This is a genomic window from Candidatus Polarisedimenticolia bacterium, assembly GCA_036001465.1.
GTDB lineage: Bacteria > Acidobacteriota > Polarisedimenticolia > Gp22-AA2 > Gp22-AA2 > Gp22-AA3.
Window position 1 is genome coordinate 80669 of the sequence record DASYUH010000040.1, and the last position, 18728, is coordinate 99396.

The following is an 18728-nucleotide window of genomic DNA, read 5'->3' on the forward strand; positions in this document are numbered from 1 at the left end:
TCGGGCACTATAATTTGCCTACAGTGCCATTGATGGAGACGCGGGTGCGCCGGAAAGCGGTTCTGGGAGGATTGGCTTTCATCATCGCCGGCGGGCTCGCCGGCGGGCTGCTCGGCGGCCGTGCCTCGACGGTGTCGGAGAGGACGGGCGAGCAGCTCTCCACCTACACCCACCTCCTCAGCATGGTCCAGACGCGCGCCGCCGACGCCGTCGATTCGCGCGTGGCGATCGAGGGATCGATCCGCGGCATGCTCCGGACCATGGATCCCCACTCCAATTACCTCGATCCCGACGACTACAAGCACATGATCGAGGAGCAGCAGGGGAGCTTCTCGGGGCTCGGGATCGTGATCTCGAAGCCGTCCAATGACAAACCTCTCACCGTCATCTCCCCGCTCGAAGGGACCCCGGCATGGAACGCCGGCATTCGCGCCGGAGACATCATCTCCCAGATCGAGGGGGTGGATACCCTCGACATGACGATCGACGACGCGCTGCGCCGGTTGAAAGGCCCGAAGGGGACGCGCGTGACCATCACCGTGACCCGGCCGGGCGACCTGGAGGTCCTGCATTTCACGATCACCCGCGACGACATCCCCACGAACAGCATCCGCCAATCGTTCATGGTGAGGCCAGGCGTCGGCTACGTGAAGATCGAGAACTTCACCCGCACGACCGACAGGGAGCTCGAGGAGAGGGTGCGCGCGCTGCAGAGCCAGGGCCTGACGCGGCTCATCCTCGATCTGCGGCGCAATCCGGGAGGCCTGCTCGAGCAGGCGGTCCGGGTCGCCGATCGGTTCCTGCGGAAGGACCAGCTCATCGTGTACACGCACGGCCGCATCAGCGGTGCCGATCAGGAGTACAAGGCCACGGGTGCCGGCAACCCGATTAACCTGCCGCTGGTCGTGCTGGTCGACAAGTTCAGCGCCAGTGCCTCCGAGATCGTCGCCGGCGCGATCCAGGACCACGACCGCGGCCTCATCGTGGGTGAAACCACCTGGGGCAAGGGGCTGGTGCAGACGGTCTACCCGCTCAGCCAGGACGCCGCGCTGGCCCTCACGACGGCGCGCTACTACACGCCGAGCGGGCGCCTCATCCAGCGCGACTACAACTCCCTCGAGGACTACCTGTCGCACGAGGAGAGCGACCAGGAGCTGATCAGCCTCTCGAAGGACATCCGGCGCACCGATGCGGGTCGGACCGTCTACGGCGGGGGGGGCATCCGTCCCGACGTCGTGGTGACCGATCCGACGCCGCCGTTCATCGACCAGCTCGAGCGCGCCCAGATTTTTTTCCACTTCGCCGTGGACTTCAATTCCCGGCACAAGGGGACCCAGCGGGCCTTCGACGTGACGCCAGCGGTGATCGCGGAGTTTCAGGAGTTCCTGAAGGCCCGCAAGGTGAAGTGGTCGCCCGCCGACATCGAGGCGAACGGCGATAGGCTCAGGGGGGAGATCAAGGAAGCGATCGTCCTGGCGCTCTGGGGCCTGGAGGAGTCCTACAAGGTGCACGCCGAAATCGATCTCCAGCTCCTGAAGGCGCTGGATCTCTTTCCCCAGGCGCAGGAGCTGGCCGCTCTCGGCGGGTCCCCGCCGCCTGCCCGGGAGCACTGAGGACCGGCCGCCCCACCTGTCCGGCCCGCAAGCCCCTCAGTTCATGCCCGGCTGGTGCAGGTTCTCCGCGAATGGCCGCCGGTGAAAGCTCCTGATTTCGGCCCGGCGCCTCTCGACGGGCAACCTCTCCAGGCGCCTGAGATACCTCCAGGCGAGGCGCGCCGCGTCGCGATAGCGGGCCTCCTCCACTCCTTCGTCCGAGGCATATCTCTCGAAGAGGTGGTGCCGCGCCCACTGCTTCAGCGCCTCATCGACCTTGACCCGGCCCGTCTGCTTTCCCAGGAAGTGCATGACGGTGAGGTATTTGGTGACGTTGGCGTGGTGTTCCAGCTCGAGCAGACTCACCGTCCTCCCCTCGACCGCGCGGCTCGCCAGGGTCAGGAGGTGGTCGACCTCCTCCACGAGAATCGCGAAGGCGCTGATGTTGATGTCCCCCAACCCGTTGATGGGATTGAACCTCTCGAGATGGCGGACGAGGGCGTCCGGGTAGTAGACGACGGCCCGCACCGATTCGCCGGATTGCCGCACGAGGAGCCTGGCCCCCGCCTGCCCGGACGGGTCGTGCGAGCCGCCGTAGAGCTTTCTAAACCCTTGATCTCCCACAATATAGGGCCCGACCTCTCCGATGACTTGCGTGAGGCCGTAGGTCCTCTGGATGATCGACCTGATGACTTCGACGAGCGGCCGGCCGTGGGTCATGCATCCCCCTGGGACTGCTGTCTCTCGTGAGCCAGTATAGGGCCGGAAATGCGCGATTGGCTATTGACAAGCCGGGAGGGCCTGGCTATCATTAGCACTCTGTCGCATCGAGTGCTAGCAGGACCGGATTGTCAACAAGAGTCGCTGACCCGGGATACGCCAGGGTCAAAACCCAGCAGGAGGGATACACGATGAAAGTGAAGCCTCTGCACGACCGCATCCTCGTCAAGAGGGTGGAGGCCGAGGAGAAGGTCAAGGGCGGCATCATCATCCCGGACACGGCCAAGGAGAAGCCGCTGGAGGGGAAGGTGGTCGCGGTCGGGGCCGGACGCCTCGACGACAACGGCAAGCGGATTCCGCTCGACGTCAAGGTCGGGGATCGCGTGCTGATCGGCAAGTACGCCGGAACCGAAATCAAGATCGAGGACGTGGAGCACGTCATCGTCCGGGAAGAGGAAGTCCTCGGAGTCATCGGCTGATCGAGGCCTCGGCCCCGTCACCCTGCAGTTCAAAAACTTAAGGAGGTCACCGTAACATGCCAGCCAAGGACATTATCTATTCGGAGGATTGCCGCCAGGCGATCCTCCGCGGCGTGAACAAACTGGCCGAGGCCGTCAAGGTGACGCTCGGTCCCCGCGGGCGCAACGTCGTCCTCGAGAAGAAGTTCGGATCCCCGACGAGCACCAAGGACGGCGTCACCGTCGCGAAGGAGATCGAGCTCGAGGATCCCAAGGAGAACATGGGCGCCCAGCTGGTCCGCGAGGTCGCCAGCAAGACGTCGGAAGTCGCCGGCGACGGCACGACCACCGCGACGGTTCTGGCCCAGGCCATCTATCGCGAGGGCGTGAAGGCGGTCACCGCCGGCGCCAATCCGATGGACCTGAAGAGGGGCATCGAAAAGGCGGTCGAGAAGGCGATCGAAGACATCAAGAAGCTCTCCAAGCCGGTCAGCGGCAAGGCGATCGCCCAGGTCGGCACCATCTCCGCCAACAACGACGAGACCATCGGCGAGATCATCGCCCAGGCCATGGAGAAGGTCGGCAAGGACGGGGTCATCACGGTGGAGGAGGCGAAGGGGCTCGAGACGTCCCTCGAGATCGTCGAGGGGATGCAGTTCGATCGGGGCTACCTGAGCCCGTATTTCGTCACCGATGCCGAGCGCATGGAATGCGTGGTCGAGAACCCGTACATTCTCGTGCACGAGAAGAAAGTCTCCAACATGCGTGATCTCCTGCCGCTCCTCGAGCAGGTGGCCAAGAGCGGCCGCCCGCTCCTGATCATCGCGGAGGACGTCGAGGGCGAGGCGCTGGCGACCCTGGTCGTCAACAAGCTGCGCGGCACCCTGCAGGTCTGTGCCGTCAAGGCGCCGGGCTTCGGGGATCGCCGCAAGGCGATGCTCGAGGACATCGCCATCCTCACCGGCGGCAAGTGCATCACGGAGGACCTCGGGATCAAGCTGGAGAACGTCAAGATCGAGGACCTCGGCCAGGCCAAGAAGATCACCGCCGACAAGGACAACACGACCATCGTCGAGGGCAAGGGGAAGCGCGCCGACATCGAAGGCCGGGTGAAGCAGATCCGCGCCCAGATCGAGGAGACGACCTCCGACTACGATCGCGAGAAGCTGCAGGAGAGGCTCGCGAAGCTGGTCGGCGGAGTCGCCATCATCAAGGTCGGCGCGGCCACCGAGACCGAGATGAAGGAAAAGAAGTCGCGCGTCGAGGACGCGATGCACGCCACCAAGGCGGCCGTCGAGGAAGGCATCGTCCCCGGCGGGGGCATCGCGCTCCTGCGCTCCGTACCGGGCCTGGAAAAGCTGAAGGAAAAGAGCGAAGACGTCCAGACCGGCATCAACATCGTCCGCAGGGCCCTGGAGGAGCCGATCCGGCAGATTTCCATCAACGCCGGCTACGAGGGCTCCATCATCGTCCAGCAGGCGAAGGAAAGGGAGAAGCCGTCCACCGGATTCGACGCCTACTCCGGCAAGTGGGTGGAGATGTTCGACGCCGGCATCATCGACCCGACCAAGGTCGTGCGCACGGCCCTGCAGAACGCGGCCAGCATCGCCGCGCTGATGCTGACCACCGAGGCCCTGATCCACGACATTCCCGAGAAGGAGAAGGCCCCGTCGGGCGGCGGCCCGCGCATGGGCGGCGGCGACATGTACTGATCCCCCGCGGCCGGATGCATGTTACCCGGCCGCACGGATCGAGTCACCGTCGTTCCGGAAAGTCAGAGCCCCTCGCGTTGCGAGGGGCTCTTTTTTTGTCCGGGAGACTGCCTGTCGGGGGATCCGGCCGGCGCCTAGAAGCTCTGCTCGCCCAGCGAGAAGCCGTTGAAGGAGTCCGACACCACGACGTCCTTGGGAAGCTCCAGCCGGAAGCGACCGGCCGCCACGTCCACGTTCGAGCGCAGGTCGTGGAAGGTCAGGAGGGTCGAATCGCCGTCGGCCTCGACGTATTGCAGCTGCCGCGGCAGGTGGGTGGCATCATCCACCCAGATCTTCATCTCCGCGACACGGTCGCGCAGCTTCTTCTTGCGCGGCACCAGCACCAGGAGATGCGTGTCCTTGAGCTCGTTGCGGGTGGCGAGCTGGAATTCGTAATACTTCCCCAGCTCCTCGATGGACTGGCCCAGCCCGATGAACCGGAACAGTCGCTTGCCCACGAATTTCTTGATAGGGACCTCTTCCGCCCGCTTCAGCGCCGGGTAGTAGGCCATGTACCGGTCCTCGGTGATCACGAAGACCTTCCGGTCGGGCTCGAGGTACTCCCATCGGACCTGGTTGGGGCGGTTGTAGTAGAGCTCTCCGCGCGAGATCACCGGACGTGCCAGGAGCCGGAGGTCCTTCTTCTCCGTGAACCGCGCCACCAGGGTCGAGGTGTCCCGCTGCGCTTGATCGAACTCCTGGAGGATGCGGGCCAGGATCGGATCCGCCGGGGCCGGAGATGGAGCGTGACCGTTCTTGTCACCGGCCGGCTCCTGGGCCGGCGCCGGCAGGGCCGGCGAGGCGCACAGAAGCGCCACCACCAACGGCACAGGCGCGAGTCGCATCCGGATCGTCATCGAGATCCTCCGCGGAAACGAGACAGGGTCAATCTAACAGACGAAGATCACTCCGTCAAGCAACGCCGCGCGCGACAGACGCGGCGCGGCCCGGCATGTCGCCGACGATTGACAATCCAGCCGGCGCCGGCGGATGATCCGCGGCGGGAGGATGCATGCCGCCTGCGATTCGACGCACCGCCCTGATCCTCGTTGTCGTTGGGGTCGTTCTGGTCACCGCCTCGTTCAAGGCCTGGACCGCCGAAGAGGTCCTGCTCGGCCGGGTGCACGCCGCGACCCTGCCCTCCATCTCGGAATCGTGGGAGAAGGAGTACGACGCATACGAGCCGTCGGCGGAGGACCTCCGCACGCTGGCCACGTTGAAGGGCCCCGCGGTTCTGGATGTCTATTTCGGCAGCTGGTGCTCCGACAGCCGGAGGGAGCTGCCGCGCCTCATGAAGATCCTGGACCGCGCCTCCCCCCCGGGCCTGCGGGTCCGGTTCTTCGGCCTGGACCGGAGCAAGAAGAAACCGGCGCGGCTGGCGCGGCGCGGGGCGATCGAGAGAGTCCCGACCCTGGTCCTTTCCGCCGGGGGACGGGAGATCGGACGCATCGTCGAGAGCCCGCGCTCCACCCTGGAGCACGACCTGGCCCAGCTCGTCGCGAGCCTCGGGGCCGGCTCCTAGAAGCGCGTCTCGGTGCGCGTCATCACGTCCTGCATGACCTTGCGGTGAATCTCGGCCCAGTCGTCCTCCGGGATGGCGAGGAAGGCCTGCACGACGTCCGGATCGAACTGCGTGCCGCTGTACTTGCGGATTTCCTCACGGGCCGCCTGCTGCGACAGCGCCTTGCGGTACGGCCGGTCGCTGGTCATCGCGTCGAGGGTGTCCACCACGGCGAAGATGCGCGCGCCCAGGGGGATCTCCTTCCCCTTGAGCCCGCGGGGGTAGCCGGATCCGTCATAGCACTCCTGGTGGCTGAGGACGACCTCCCGCGACGCCTCCAGGAAGTTGATCCCCTGCAGGATGCGGTAGCCGATTTCGGGATGCCGTCGCATCTCCACCCATTCCTCCGTGGTGAGCTTCCCCGGCTTGCGCAGGATGGCGTCGGGAATGCCGATCTTGCCGACGTCATGCAGGAGGGCGCCGCGATAGATGTCGGTCAGCTCCGGCTCGCTCACCCCCATGCTGCGGGCCACGGCGGCCGTGTAGGAGGCGACGCGCAACGAATGGCCGAGGGTCTCCGTGTCGCGCGTGTCCAGGGCGGTGGCCAGGGCCTCCAGGGTGGTCTGGTAGGAGTCCTTCAGGCGGTTGAAGAGTTCCTCGACCTCACGGTTCTTCCGGCTCAGCTCGGCCGTGCGCTCCCTGACCTTGACCTCGAGGTTCCTCTGGTACTCCCGGTTCTCGCGCACCAGCCGCTGCTTTTCCAGGGCTCTCTCGACGGTGATGCGCACTTCGGCGAGATGGAACGGCTTGGTCAGGTAGTCCGAGGCCCCCAGTCGCATCGACTGGATCGCGGTGTCGACGTCCACCACGCCGGTGAGCATGATGATCTCGGTGTCGGGACGGAGCCTCTTGATCTCCTGCAGGAGCCCGACGCCGTCCAGCACCGGCATGTCGATGTCGCTGACCACGAGCGCGAACCCGTTCGATTTCAGCTTCTCCAGGCCCTCCGCGCCGTCGCGGGCGGTGTCGCAGCGGTAGCCGCTGTCCGACAGACCTTCCGAGAGGACCTCACGAATCGCAGGGTCGTCGTCGACGATGAGGATGTGGATCGGTTCGGGCATCCGGCCTGTCCGCAGGTCGGTGCGGCAGCGCGCCGTACCGGTCGCACCCGGAATCTAGGTTGCGGCGAATTCCGGCGCAACCGGGCCGTTTTTCGGGACCGGAGGAGCGGTCGATTTCAATCTTTGGATTCGATGCGCTTCATTTCGAGCCAGTTGGGGCCGGCTTTGAGGTCGGCCACCAGCGGAACGGCCAGCTTGTACACGCCCTCCATGACCTCCCGGACCCTCCGGACGGTCGCCTGCAGCTCTCCCTGGGGCACCTCGAGGACCAGCTCGTCGTGCACCTGAAGGGTCATGCGCGAGCCGCTCCCGGCCTCCTTCAGGCTGCGGGAGAGGGCGACCATGGCCAGCTTGATGAGATCGGCGGCGCTTCCCTGGATCGTGGTGTTGACCGCGGCCCGCAGGGCCTGCTGCCGGGCGTTGCGGTCCCCCCCCTGGATCTCGGGAAAGTAACGGACGCGGTGCAGGAGCGTCCGGACGCGCCCCTCGGACTCCGCCTGCGCCGCGGTCGCGTCGAGGTACTGCTTCACCCTGGGAAGCCGCTTGAAGTAGGCCTCGATGAACTCTCCCGCCTCTTTCTGGGATATCCCCTGCTCGCGCGCCAGGCGCTGCGAGCCCATGCCGTAGATGATGCCGAAGTTCACCACCTTCGCCCGCCGGCGCATCTCCTCGCTGATCCCGTCGAGCGGCACCCCGAAGACCTCGGCCGCGGTGCGCCGATGGATGTCCTCCCCGGCGCGGAAGGCCTCGACCAGGGCGGGATCGCCGCAGAGATGAGCCAGGACGCGCAGCTCGATCTGGGAATAGTCGGCGGACAGGAGGACGCATCCCGGCTCGGTCACGAACGCGCGCCGGATCTGACGGCCCTGCTCGGTGCGGACCGGAATGTTCTGGAGATTGGGATCGCTGCTGCTGAGGCGCCCGGTGGCCGCGACCGCCTGATTGAAGGAGGTGTGGACCCGGCCGGTCCGGGGGTTGATGAGCGCGGGCAGGCTGTCGACGTAGGTCGACTTCAGCTTCTGCAGGCTCCGGTAGTCCAGGAGCTTTCGCGGCAGCTCGTGCTCCTCCGCCAGCTCTTCGAGGATCTCGACGCTCGTCGAGAAGGAGCGGGTCTTCTGCGTCTTGCGGCCGGGAGTCAGCTTCAGCGTCTCGAACAGGATCTCCCCCAGCTGCCGCGGCGAATTGATGTTGAACTCCCTGCCGGCGAGGACGTGGATCTCCCGGGTCAGGCCGGCCAGGCGGCCCTCCCATTCGGCGGACAGGGAGGCGAGGAATGCGGTGTCGATGCGCACGCCGGCCGTCTCCATCTCCGCCAGGACCGAAGCGAGCGGCAGCTCCAGCTCGTTGAGGAGCGCCAGGAGGCCTTCCTCCTCGAGGCCGCGCTCGAGCGGCTCGCGGAGGGCAAGGATGGCCCCCACGCGCGCGCAGACCAGCTCCGCGGCGCGGTCGATGTCGAGGTCGGGCAACGGGAGGCTCCGGGCTCCCTGGCCCAGGACCGACTCGTACGACGGGACCGCCAGGCCGCTGATCTCCTGGGCCACCGCGTCGAGCGCGTGGCTGCGACGCGAGGGGTTCAAGAGGTAACTGGCCAGCATGGTGTCGAATTCCACCGCCGGGACCGGCCAGTCGAGGCTGCGCAGAAGCACCTCGTCGCTCTTCACGTTGTGCCCGGCCCGGCGCACCCGAGGGTCCTCGAGGAGGGGGCGCAGGAGACGCAGCACGGTGCCTGCGTCGATCGGCGCGGGCGTCCCCAGATGCCGGTGGGCCAGGGGCACGTAGAGGCTCTCCCCTCCGGGGCCGGCCAGGGCGATTCCCACCAGCGCCGCGCGCATGGGCTCCCTGTGGTCTCGCTCCAAGTTGATTGCCAGGATGCCTCCGCCTCGCAACCGGGCCACGGCCTCCTCGAGCTCCCGGGCGTCCTGGACGACCGTCGCGGCGACCGGACGCGTCGCCACCGGCGCCGCGTACTCGCGCGCCAGGGCGCCGAACTCCAGCTCCAGGAAGATCCGCCGGGCCGCCTCGTGATCCGCCGGCCTCACCCGCAGGGAGTCGAAGTCCCAATCGCCCGGGACGTCGTAGCGCAGGGTGGCCAGGTCGCGGCTCAGACGGGCCTCCTTCTCGTGATTCTGCAGCCCCTCCCGGTAGCTCTTGCGGGACAGGCTGTCCTTCGCACGGAGCACCCCCTCCAGGTCGCCGAACTGACGGACCAGATCCTTGGCCCCCTTCTCGCCGATCCCCGGAACGCCCGGGATGTTGTCCGAGGCGTCGCCACACAGGGCCAGCACGTCGCGCACCTGCGACGGCTTGACGCCGAAGACCCGCTCCACCCCTTCGTCGTCCAGCAGCTCGTCATGGACCGGGTTGTAGACCAGCACGCCGTCCCCCACCAGCTGCAGCAGGTCCTTGTCGGTGGCCACGATGACGATCGGCCGGCCGTCCTTCCGCCCGCGGTCGGTGAGGGTGGCGATGAGGTCGTCCGCCTCGTATCCCGCGCTCTCGATCACGCGGACGCCCAGGATCCCGCAGACCTGCTTGACGAAGGGGATCTGCGCGATGAGCTCCTGCGGGGTCTCCGGGCGGTTCGCCTTGTAGTCGGCGTACGCCTCGTGCCGGAAGGTGGGGCCCGCCAGATCGAAGGCGACCGCCAGAAAGCGCGGCTGGTGCTCCCGCAGGAGCTTGCGAAGCATCGAGGTGAAGCCGAAAATCGCGTTGGTCGGCAGCCCCTTGCTGTTGCTCAGTCCGCGGATGGCGAAGAAGGCCCGGTACAGGTTGTTGCTGCCGTCGACGAGGTAGATCGCCCGTTCGGGATCAGGACGCTGCGCCATGCCGCGTCCCTCCTCCCTCCGGAAGTCCCGCGGCGCGGCCGGCGGTCCGCCAGGCCTCCCGCCTGCGCCCCGAGCGCAGCCTCGCCAGAAGCGCCACCGACGGAATCCGCCGCAGGCGCCGGGCGCGGTCGCGAGGATCGACCACGGCCAGCCGCAGTCGCCGGCGAACGGAGCCAACGATGCGCAGGTACTCGCCGTACTCGGGGCCGATGCGCGCCCCAAGATCGTCACGCAGAGAACGGGCGAGGGTGGGGCTCAATCCCGAAGTCGACACCGTGACGAGAAGATCGCCTCGCCTGAGGATCGCCGGCATGACGAGCGTGCAGAGCCCGGGGTCGTCCGCCACGTTGACGAACAGGCCGAGGCGCCGCGCGTCGCGCGCCACCCGGCTGTTGGTGGCCGGGTCGGAGGTGGCGGCGTACGCCAGACTGGCCTTTCTCAGGCAGGAGGGATGGTAGTCGGTCCGGCGCCAGCCGAGTCGCCGGCGTCCGGCAAGGGACCGGATGCGGGCGGTGACCTCCGGAGCGACGACCAGGAGATCCGCGCCGGACGGCATCAGCGCCGCGATCTTGCGCTCCGCGACCCGGCCGCCTCCGACGACGACGCAGCGCCTCCCGGCCAGATCCAGGATCACGGGGAGGCCCATCGACGTCCGGCCTCCGGGTCTCAGGAGGGCCCGCCCGGGGCGGAGCCATGAGCGCCCCCGCCCGGCAGCCAGTCGTAGATCGGGAAGGCGCGGCAGAGGGCGGAGACACGCTCGCGGATGGCGCTCATCCGCACCGCGTCCGGCTCCTCGGCGAGGGTCTCCAGGATCAAGCGGGCGATCTCCTCCATCTGGGACGGACCCATCCCGCGGCTGGTGACCGCGGGGGTGCCGATGCGCACGCCGCTGCTGATCATCGGTTTCTCGGGATCGAACGGGATGGCGTTCTTGTTCAGCGCGATGCCCACCTTCTCGAGCCGCTGCTCCGCCGCGCGGCCGGTCAGCTTCTTCGGCCGCAGGTCGACGAGGAACAGGTGGGTCTCGGTCCCGCCCGAAACGATCCGCAGTCCGCCGTCCGTCAGAAGCGCCGCCAGGCGCGCCGCGTTCTCGACGGTGCGCGCCTGGTCCCTCCGGAAGCCTTCGGTCATGGCCTCTTTGAGCGCCACCGCCTTGGCGGCGATCATGTGCACCAGCGGGCCCCCCTGCGTCCCCGGAAAGACCGCGCTGTCGATGGCCTTGGCATGCCGCTCCCGGCACAGGATGAGGGCGCCGCGAGGCCCGCGCAGGGTCTTGTGCGTCGTGGTGGTCACGTAGTCGGCATGGGGCACCGGGTTGGGGTGGACGCCGGCGGCGATCAGTCCGGCCACGTGGGCGATGTCGGCCATGACCAGGGCCCCGACCTCGTCGGCGATCCGCCGGATGCGCGGGTAATCGATGACGCGGGCGTAGGCGCTGGCGCCGGCCACGATCATCCGCGGCCGGTGGGCGCGGGCCAGGCGCTCCATCTCGTCGTAGTCCAGGATCTCGGTGTCGCGGCTCACGCCGTACGGCACGACCTTGAAGTACCGGCCGGAGAAATTGAGCGGGTGGCCGTGCGTCAGGTGCCCCCCGTGCGCCAGGTCCATCCCGAGGATCGTGTCTCCGGGCTTCAGCGCCGCGATGTACACCGCCATGTTGGCCTGGGACCCCGAATGGGGCTGGACGTTGGCGTGTTCCGCCCCGAAGATCGCCTTCGCCCGATCGATGGCGAGGCGCTCCACCGTGTCGGAGTGCTCGCAGCCGCCGTAGTAGCGGCGGCCCGGGTAGCCTTCGGCGTACTTGTTCGTGAACACCGAGCCCATCGCCTCGAGCACGGCGCGCGAGGCGAAATTCTCCGAGGCGATCAGGACGAGCGTGTCGGCCTGCCGGGCGATCTCCGCCTCGAGCGCGGCCGCCACTTCGGGATCGGTCTGTCGCAAGGCATCCAACACGAGTTCCTCCCCACCGCGTTCCTGTCAGGCGGCGTCCATGCGGAGCGTCGAACCACCCTCGGCGGGAGAACGCGGATCGACTGCGCGAACTGCTGGGCTCGACGGGCACGCCATCATAGGACAGCCGTCGAAGACAGATCAAGCCGGCCGCTTCCGGCCGCGTGGTATGATCGCGGCCCCGCGCGGGCGGACCGCCGCGCAGTGTCGCGCATGATGAGACCGCCCAACGCCCTCAACTACCTCGAGAAAGGGAACCCGCGGGGGCCCGTCCTCCTGTTCCTGCACGGCATCACCGGCTCGCGCCGCTATTTCGACAAGAAGGTCCGCCCGCTGGAGCGCGACTACCGCCTGGTGATCCCCGATCTCCTGGGGTTCGGGCTGTCTCCCAAACCGTACGTCGAATACACCCTGGACCTGTTCCGCGATAGCGTGCGCGCGTTCATCGAGGAGCGCGGCCTGGCCGCGGGACCGCTGACGATCGTCGGCCACTCGCTCGGCGGCCTGATCGCCCTGGAGTACGCCTCGCGGTACCGGGAGCACGTTCGCCGGATGATCCTGGTGAGCCTCCCCCGGTACAGCGACCCGGTCTCCGCCCATGCCCTGTTCTGGCGGGGCTCCCCCCACTATCGCCGCCTGCTGAACGAGCACTCCCTCGCCGAGACCCTGGCGCAGATGAAGCGCAGCGGCCTGGAGATCACCCTGCGCTATCTCCTGCGCTTCCCCTGGGCGGTCCTCATCGACAGCCACAAGTTCACCTTCAAGTCCCTCACCTCCACACTGGAGCACTGCCTCCTGAACTATCAGGTGGACGGGATCCTGCCCTCCGTGCCGCCGGTCCCGACGCTTCTGATCCACGGCGAGCAGGACTCGGTCGCACCCATTGATCACGTCCGCCCGCTTCCCCTCCTCTACCCCTCCCTGCGACTGCATGCGGTACGCGGCACGGGACACCATCTCTTCCTGACCCACACGAGGACGTGCATCGACCTGATCCGGGAGTTTCTCGAGGAGGAGCCGGCAGGAAGGCAACTGGCCGGCGGAGTGGGAAATGGGCTCGCTTCGAGCCGAAGTTGATCTTGATTAATTGCGTAAGCTATTGATATGTATCGAAATATCTTAGCTTGCAAATGTTGACAATGACACGCTCAAGGTTCATAATTCTCCGCGTAACATTTGACAGCCCAAGGAGACGAACCGGTCGATGAATCTCGAGCGCTTGACCGTCCGATCGCAGGAGGCCCTGCAGGCAGCGCAACAGACCGCCGTCCAGCTGGAGCACCCCGAGATCGCCCCCGAACACCTCCTTCGCGCCCTGCTCGATCAGGAGGGGGGGCTGTGCTCGATCCTCCTGCAGCGCATCGGGGTCGACGTCCCGCGCCTCCGGACCCTGCTGGGGGAAGCGCTGGACGGAAGGCCGCGGGCGCGCGGAGGCGCGGCCCCCCACCTGGGAGACGGCCTCCGCCGGGTGCTCGAAAAGGCCGAGGCGAAGGCCTCCGAGTTCCATGACGACTTCGTGTCGGTGGAGCACCTGCTCCTTGCCCTTCTCGATGAACGGGGTGCGGCCGGCGACCTTCTCAAGAACGCCGGGGCGACCTCGGGGAGGCTCCTCGAGGCCCTGCGTTCCATCCGCGGCAGCCAGCGCGTGGTGTCGCAGAACCCCGAGGACACCTTCCAGACCGTCGAGAAGTACGCCCGCAATCTGACCGAGATGGCCCGGCGGGGAAAGCTCGACCCGGTCATCGGGCGGGACGAGGAGATCCGTCGCGTGGTCCAGGTCCTGTCGCGCCGGACCAAGAACAACCCGGTCCTCATCGGGGACCCCGGCGTCGGCAAGACGGCGATCGTCGAGGGGCTCGCCCGCCGCATCGTCGACGGGGACGTGCCGGAGGGGCTGAAGAACAAGCAGGTCGTCGCCCTCGACCTGGGGGCGTTGATCGCGGGGACCAAGTACCGGGGGGAGTTCGAGGACCGGCTGAAGGCGCTGATCCGCGAGATCGAGCAGGCCGAGGGCCGCTACATCCTGTTCATCGACGAGCTGCACACCCTCGTGGGCGCCGGCGGGGCCGAGGGGGCCGTGGACGCGGCCAACATGCTGAAGCCGGCTCTGGCGCGCGGCGAGCTGCGCTGCATCGGCGCCACGACCCTCGCGGAGTATCGCAAGTACATCGAGAAGGACGCGGCGCTCGAGCGCCGCTTCCAGCCGGTCCTCGTCGGCGAGCCGAGCGTCGAGGACACCCTCGCCATCCTGCGGGGCCTGAAGGAGCGCTACGAGCTGCACCACGGCGTGCGCATCAAGGACGCCGCCCTCGTCGCCGCCGCGACCCTGTCGCACCGGTACATCACGGATCGCTTCCTGCCGGACAAGGCGATCGACCTGGTCGACGAGGCGGCCTCCCGCCTGCGCATCGAGATCGACTCCCTGCCGCACGACATCGACGTTCTCGACCGGCAGCGGATCCAGATCGAGATCGAGATCAAGGCTCTCGAAAAGGAGCCCGACCCCGCAAGCAAGGCGCGAGTGGCGGAGGCCGCTAAGGAGCTGGCCCGGTTGCGCGAGGAGAGCGACGCCCTGAAGGCGCGCTGGAAGGCCGAGAAAGAGATCATCCAGGAGATCCGATCGATCAAGGAGACCATCGAGGCGACCCGGCTCAAGGTCGACCAGGCGACGAAGTCCGGCAATCTCGAAGAGGCGGCGCGGCTGCGCTACCGCGATATCGCCGGGCTGGAAAAGAAGCTCGAGCAGGCGAACGGGCGCCTGCAGGCGCTTCAGCGCGGGCGCCCGATGCTGAAGGAGGAGGTCGACGAGGAGGACGTCGCCGCCATCGTGTCGCGCTGGACCGGGATCCCGGTGAGCAAGATGCTAGAGGGAGAGGTGCAGAAGCTCCTGCGCATGGAAGATCGCCTCCGGGAGAGGGTCGTCGGCCAGGACGAGGCGGTGGCCGCCGTCAGCCAGGCCGTGAGGCGCGCCCGGGCCGGGCTCTCCGACCCGAACCGGCCGATCGGCTCCTTCCTCTTCATGGGACCCACGGGGGTCGGCAAGACCGAGCTGGCCCGCGCCCTGGCGGAGTTCCTGTTCGACGACGAGCGCGCCATGATCCGGATCGACATGTCGGAGTACATGGAGAAGCATTCCGTGGCGCGGCTGATCGGGGCGCCCCCGGGCTACGTGGGCCACGAGGAGGGCGGCCAGCTGACCGAAGCGGTGCGGCGGCGGCCCTATTCGGTCGTCCTGTTCGACGAGATCGAGAAGGCCCACACCGACGTCTTCAACGCCCTCCTGCAGATTCTCGAGGACGGACGGCTGACCGACGGCAAGGGACGATCGGTCGACTTCAAGAACACCCTGGTCGTGATGACCTCCAACATCGCCGGCGAGCTCATCCAGGGCCACCAGGGGGGCGATCGCGACGGCCTCAAGCGGATCGTCGAGCAGGAGCTCAAGCGCACCTTCCGGCCGGAGTTCCTCAACCGGATCGACGAGATCGTGCTGTTCAACAGCCTGGGGCGGGAGGACCTCCTGAAGGTCGTCGACATCCAGGTGGCCAGGGTGGGCGGCCTCCTCCAGGCTCGCCAGCTGTCCCTGCAGACGACCCCGGCCCTGCGCAAGAAACTGGCGGAGATCGGGTACGATCCACAGTACGGCGCCAGGCCGCTGAAGCGGACGATTCAGCGCCAGGTCCTCGACCCCCTGTCGCGCCGGGTGCTCGAGGGGGCCTTCGGGCCCGGGGACGTCATCCGCGCCGACTGGTCGAAGGACAAGGACGGCGTGGTGTTCGAGAAGGCCGGCGGACAGGAGCCGGCCGGTCAGTCCGGGCGGCGGGCGCGCTGAGCGCCGGCCCGGGCCGCCGCGGCACGGTCGCGGCGGAAGGGAGCCCAGGATGGCGGTAGCAAAATGGACGGACCATCGGAAGCCCGATCCCCTGGCCGATGCGGGGCACGGGGAGCACCCTGCGGGAACGTGGTGCCCGCCCGTCGACATCTTCGAGGCCCACGACCGCGTCGCGCTGCGCGTCGACCTCCCCGGCGTGGCCCGGGAAGACTTCGAGCTGCGCGTGGAGGACGGCGTCCTCGTGCTGCGCGGCCACAGGCGGCCCCCCGGAGACGTCCGGCCCGAGGAGATGCACCGTGCCGAACGGCCGCACGGCACCTTCATGAGGTCGTTCAGCCTGCCGCAGGGGATCGACCAGGCCCGCATCCGGGCCGTGTACAGGAACGGCGTGCTTGAGATCGTCCTGCCCAGGATTCAGGAATCAAGGGCAAGGTCCATGACCATCGAGGTGGAACGATGAACGCGGTGAAGACGGCCTTTCTGCTCGGGCTGCTGTCGGCCCTGATCGTGGCACTCGGCAGCGTGTTCGGTGGCCCCCGGGGCATGATCCTCGCGCTCGGCCTGGCGGCGGTCATGAACTTTTTCTCCTACTGGTTCTCCGATCGCATGGTCCTGGCGTGGCACCGTGCCCAGCCCGTATCCCGGGAGCAGGCACCCCAGCTGTACGAAATTCTCGAGCGCCTCACGGCCCGCGCCGGCATCCCGATGCCCCGGGTGTACGTCCTCCCCGAGGAGGCCCCCAACGCGTTCGCCACCGGACGCAACCCGCAGCACGCCGCCGTCGCGGTGACCCACGGCATCCTCCGGCTGCTGAACGCCGAGGAGCTGGAAGGAGTGCTGGCCCACGAGCTGTCCCACGTGAAGAACCGCGACATCCTCATCGGCTCCATCGCGGCGACCCTGGCGGCGGCCGTGATGGTGATCGCCAACATGGCCCGCTGGGCCGCCTTCTTCGGAGGGGGGCAGCGCGACGACCGTGGAGGGACGAACCCTATCGCCTTCCTGGCGACGGTGATCCTGGCTCCGATCGCGGCGACGCTCATCCAGCTCGCGGTGTCGCGCTCGCGCGAGTTCCAGGCGGACGCGACGGGCGCCGAGATGACCCACAATCCGTACGGGCTGGCGAACGCCCTGCAGAAGCTGGAGGACTCCAGCCGGCGGATCCCGATGCAGACCGCGGGACCGGCCTCGAGCCACCTCTTCATCGTGAAGCCTTTCACCGGTGGAGCGCTCACCAACCTGTTCAGCACGCACCCGCCGATCCGCGAGCGGATCCGGCGGCTGACCGGGCGCTGAGTCGGGCGCATCCGGACATGAACGATCGAAGCGAGACCGCCAAGGACAAGGGGAACGGGAGGACCAAGGGACGCGAGCCGGCCTTCTCGGTCATCGACCGCAGGTCCACGTCCGCAGACCCCGCCGCGGCCGACGCGCCCCCCCGCCTTCCCACCTATGTCGAGGAGCTGAAGGCCCGCGCCGAGGAAGCGGAGCGGCGGGCCCGGGAGATTTCGGCGGCCTACCGCCGCATCGACGAAGAACGGGACGCGTTCCGGGAGCGCCTGTCGCGCGATCTGGATCGGCGTCTCGAGATGGCCCGTGGCGACCTCCTGCGGAAGACCCTGGACGTCCTCGACGACCTCGACCGGGCGATCGCCGCCGCGCGCGCCGCCACCGATCCCGCCCCGCTCCTGGCCGGGGTGACGCTGATCCGCGACCGCCTGTTCCAGGTGCTCGCCTCGGAGGGGGTGGAGGCCGTGGCGACGGCGGGCCAGAAGTTCGATCCGGCCGTCGCGGAGGCGATTGCGACCGAAGAGACCCCCGATGCCGAGCGGGACGGGCTGGTCCTCGAGGAGTCCTCCAGGGGCTACACCCTGGGCGGGACCCTGCTACGGCCGGCGCGCGTCAGGGTGGCGCGCTACCGCCCGCCCGAGCCGGGCTGATCAGATCCGGACAAGATAGGCCGCCGCGAATCCGACCTGGGCGCACATCATCATCAAGTACATGTGCGTCCAGGAGGGATGGTTCTCGGATCGCGCCAGGGCCTGGGGATCTCGCAGGATCAGGCGGGCGGTCCAGGCGCCCCACGCGCAGAGGACGAGGCCCAGAAGGGTCAGGAGGACGCGGTCGCCCGTCAGGATCGGCCCCCGGCCGAGCGGGTCGGGGAGGAACGCCCCGATCGGGATGAGCAGCCACGGCAGGACGAAAAACGGCGCGATGAAGCGCGCCGCTCTCTCCACCCCCATTCGGATCGGCAGCGTCATGCAGCCGTGGGCGGCGTCCCCTTCCATGTCGGAAAAATCCTTGCTCGAGGTCGCGCCGAGAAGAAACAGCAGGAAGATGGCGCCGATGTACCACGCTTCTACATGGACCACGCTTGCGACCATGGACCAGCCGGCGACCTTCAAGAGACACCCGCGCGGCACGGCGATGGTGAGGTTCGCCCAGATCCCGAAGCGCTTGGTGCGCCCCCAGGCGGGGTCGGAGTAGACCAGCGTGAACAGCAGGCCGGCCAGATAGACGAAGAAGCACTGGTGCTCCCGCAGGGGGGCCGTCGCCTTCTCCCAGAGCGTGACCCTCGGGTGGACGACGATCAACCAGGTCGGCACGATCGCCAGGACGTAGAGCAGGGCGGCAAACCGCATCCCGGTGGACGGCCGGATCGCTCCGGAGACCAGGGGCCTCTGCGGCTTGTTCCGGCGATCGATTTCCAGATCGTGGTACTGGTTGATGACGTTGCTCGCCGCGTTCAGCAGGGCGGCGGTCAGGGACCCGAGGGCGATCATGAGGACGACGGCCAGCGAAAGCCGCCGATCGGGATCGGGGTTGTGCGCGGATCCGAACGCGCAGAGCGCCCCCGAGACCACCCCGAAGGTCGGCGGCAGGAGCGTGAACGGCCGCGTGAACGCGAAATACAGCCGCGCTCTCGAGGCGAAGCTCCTGACCGAGGGGACCCGTGGCCAACCCATGAGGGCTCCCAG

Annotated in this window: 16 protein-coding genes; 9 read left to right on the forward strand and 7 right to left on the reverse strand. The window is 67.9% G+C overall.

Annotation, left to right across the window (positions count from 1 at the left end):
* The first annotated feature begins 44 nt into the window (after positions 1-44).
* Positions 45-1613, forward strand: coding sequence for a S41 family peptidase (locus VGV60_08155; protein ID HEV8701228.1), 1569 nt, complete (start codon positions 45-47; stop codon positions 1611-1613).
* 36 nt (positions 1614-1649) lie between these two features.
* Here the strand turns inward: VGV60_08155 and VGV60_08160 are convergent, their stop codons facing one another.
* Entirely contained in the window at positions 1650-2312 is a 663-nt protein-coding gene (locus VGV60_08160) for a hypothetical protein (GenBank protein HEV8701229.1), read from the reverse strand.
* Between the two features lie 191 nt (positions 2313-2503).
* Between VGV60_08160 and VGV60_08165 the strand changes: the two genes are divergently transcribed.
* Both VGV60_08165 and groL read left to right on the forward strand, forming a co-directional pair.
* The gene (locus VGV60_08165) at positions 2504-2791 is read left to right on the forward strand and encodes a co-chaperone GroES (GenBank protein HEV8701230.1); all 288 of its coding nucleotides are present in this window, start codon (positions 2504-2506) and stop codon (positions 2789-2791) included.
* A gap of 56 nt (positions 2792-2847) precedes the next feature.
* Positions 2848-4482 carry a chaperonin GroEL gene (gene groL, locus VGV60_08170; protein ID HEV8701231.1) on the forward strand — a complete coding sequence of 545 codons (1635 nt, stop codon included), beginning with the start codon at positions 2848-2850 and terminating at the stop codon, positions 4480-4482.
* Positions 4483-4616: 134 nt separating this feature from the next.
* Here the strand turns inward: groL and VGV60_08175 are convergent, their stop codons facing one another.
* Positions 4617-5378 (reverse strand): outer membrane lipoprotein carrier protein LolA, encoded by a 762-nt coding sequence (locus VGV60_08175; GenBank protein HEV8701232.1) that lies wholly within the window; start codon positions 5376-5378, stop codon positions 4617-4619.
* Between the two features lie 155 nt (positions 5379-5533).
* Here VGV60_08175 and VGV60_08180 point away from each other — a divergent pair, with 155 nt between their 5' ends.
* Positions 5534-6043, forward strand: a complete 510-nt coding sequence (locus VGV60_08180; GenBank protein HEV8701233.1) for a hypothetical protein — start codon at positions 5534-5536, stop codon at positions 6041-6043.
* On the opposite strand, the gene VGV60_08185 is transcribed toward VGV60_08180, so the two are convergent.
* The 4 genes from VGV60_08185 to glyA form a co-directional block, all read right to left on the reverse strand.
* A complete protein-coding gene (locus tag VGV60_08185) occupies positions 6040-7143 on the reverse strand; it encodes an HD domain-containing phosphohydrolase (GenBank protein ID HEV8701234.1) in 1104 nt (367 codons plus the stop codon). The two genes, VGV60_08180 and VGV60_08185, sit on opposite strands and share 4 nt — an antisense overlap.
* Positions 7144-7259: 116 nt before the next feature.
* Positions 7260-9968 (reverse strand): DNA polymerase I, encoded by a 2709-nt coding sequence (gene polA, locus VGV60_08190; GenBank protein ID HEV8701235.1) that lies wholly within the window; start codon positions 9966-9968, stop codon positions 7260-7262.
* Positions 9952-10614 carry a bifunctional precorrin-2 dehydrogenase/sirohydrochlorin ferrochelatase gene (locus VGV60_08195; protein HEV8701236.1) on the reverse strand — a complete coding sequence of 221 codons (663 nt, stop codon included), beginning with the start codon at positions 10612-10614 and terminating at the stop codon, positions 9952-9954. The genes polA and VGV60_08195 overlap by 17 nt, the downstream gene beginning before the upstream one ends.
* Before the next feature lie 20 nt (positions 10615-10634).
* Positions 10635-11918 carry a serine hydroxymethyltransferase gene (gene glyA, locus VGV60_08200; GenBank protein HEV8701237.1) on the reverse strand — a complete coding sequence of 428 codons (1284 nt, stop codon included), beginning with the start codon at positions 11916-11918 and terminating at the stop codon, positions 10635-10637.
* 213 nt (positions 11919-12131) lie between these two features.
* Here glyA and VGV60_08205 point away from each other — a divergent pair, with 213 nt between their 5' ends.
* From VGV60_08205 to VGV60_08225, 5 genes are all read left to right on the forward strand, one after another.
* The gene (locus VGV60_08205; GenBank protein HEV8701238.1) at positions 12132-12995 is read left to right on the forward strand and encodes an alpha/beta hydrolase; all 864 of its coding nucleotides are present in this window, start codon (positions 12132-12134) and stop codon (positions 12993-12995) included.
* Between the two features lie 127 nt (positions 12996-13122).
* Positions 13123-15750 carry an ATP-dependent chaperone ClpB gene (gene clpB / locus VGV60_08210; GenBank protein ID HEV8701239.1) on the forward strand — a complete coding sequence of 876 codons (2628 nt, stop codon included), beginning with the start codon at positions 13123-13125 and terminating at the stop codon, positions 15748-15750.
* A 49-nt stretch (positions 15751-15799) separates the two neighbouring features.
* Positions 15800-16210 (forward strand): Hsp20/alpha crystallin family protein, encoded by a 411-nt coding sequence (locus VGV60_08215; protein ID HEV8701240.1) that lies wholly within the window; start codon positions 15800-15802, stop codon positions 16208-16210.
* A complete protein-coding gene (gene htpX, locus VGV60_08220) occupies positions 16207-17046 on the forward strand; it encodes a zinc metalloprotease HtpX (protein HEV8701241.1) in 840 nt (279 codons plus the stop codon). The genes VGV60_08215 and htpX overlap by 4 nt, the downstream gene beginning before the upstream one ends.
* A 17-nt stretch (positions 17047-17063) precedes the next feature.
* Positions 17064-17690: a nucleotide exchange factor GrpE gene (locus VGV60_08225; protein ID HEV8701242.1), complete on the forward strand. Its 627-nt coding sequence runs from the start codon at positions 17064-17066 to the stop codon at positions 17688-17690.
* Here VGV60_08225 and VGV60_08230 read toward each other — a convergent pair whose 3' ends face one another.
* Positions 17691-18716, reverse strand: a complete 1026-nt coding sequence (locus VGV60_08230; protein HEV8701243.1) for a UbiA family prenyltransferase — start codon at positions 18714-18716, stop codon at positions 17691-17693.
* Between the last annotated feature and the right edge of the window lie 12 nt (positions 18717-18728).